The 968-nt window shown below is 73.5% G+C and carries 2 protein-coding genes; both read right to left on the bottom strand.

Features of this window, described 5'->3' with window-relative positions; genetic code table 11:
- The coding region (locus DEIPI_RS39230) for a hypothetical protein (protein ID WP_045233858.1) at window positions 1–233 on the bottom strand (233 nt) is incomplete at its 3' end.
- A partial coding sequence (locus DEIPI_RS0107660; protein WP_281173193.1) for a glycosyltransferase family protein occupies window positions 230–968 on the bottom strand: 739 nt, incomplete at its 5' end. The genes DEIPI_RS39230 and DEIPI_RS0107660, both read right to left, overlap by 4 nt.

The raw sequence follows: 968 nt of genomic DNA, 5'->3' as shown, positions 1-968 counted from the left end.
TGGGCGCGCAGCACCGCGGGCCCGGCCTCGCGCAGGGCCGCGTCGCGGATCTCCCACGCCTCGACCGCGTCGCCCCTCACGGGAATCTGGACATGCCCGACGGGTCTGCCGCGAAGGCGCACGAGGCAGCGCAGGGCGGCGTGCCCGGACAGTCCCTCCACGGGGTGGGGCGGATCGGCGAGGTCCACGTCGATGACGCGGATCGGGCGGAAGTCGGAGCGGGGCGTGGTCACTGGATGTGTCCTCCTGGGGAGAGGCGTCGACCGACGAGGCGCCGGACGGCTTCGCTGCGGCGCAGGAGCCGCAGGGTGGGGACGGGGTCGCGCAGGGCGGCGCGCACGAGATACCCGATCGCCGCGAGGGGACGTCCGCTCGTCCAGGCGTTCTTGCTGCGGGTATAGGCGGCGAGGTTCGTGAGGGCACGGACGAGCGCGTCGTGGCGCTCGGGGTCGGCGCGGAGGTGCCGATCGAACTCCTCGCGGGTCCATTCGGGTTCGCCGCGCCTTCGGCGGCGGGCGTTGGCGAGCAGGTGGTGGGTGCACAGCAGCATCTCGACGTACCCGGTGTGGGAGACGTTGCTCGCGTGGAGGCGGTAGTTCGTGAGGCGCTCGGGGAGGTTCACGACGGCGCCGCGCTCGGCGAGCCGCGTCCACAGGTCGGTGTCCTCCGCGGGCGTGTACTCGCCGCGCCAGCCGCCCACCTCGCGCAGGTCGTCGGCGCGCATCACCACGGAGGAGTTGATCATCACGAAGGCCCCGACGGGCGTGTCCTCGCGCAGGTAGGCGTCCCAGGGTTCCGCGTCGAAGTCGAGGGGCCGCACGGCGCGGTCCTGGGCGTCGACGACGTACCCGCCCGTCCCGACGGCCACGAGGGGCCGCGCTTGCCGCCAGCCCTCGATGAACGCGACCTGCCGTTCGAGCTTCGCGGGATGCCAGGTGTCGTCGGCGTCGCACACCGCGATCCAGGGA

This window comes from Deinococcus pimensis DSM 21231, from assembly GCF_000519345.1.
GTDB classification, from domain to species: Bacteria; Deinococcota; Deinococci; order Deinococcales; family Deinococcaceae; genus Deinococcus_A; species Deinococcus_A pimensis.
Note: the sequence above shows the minus strand (reverse complement) of the source record. Positions and strands in the feature narration are given on the sequence as shown.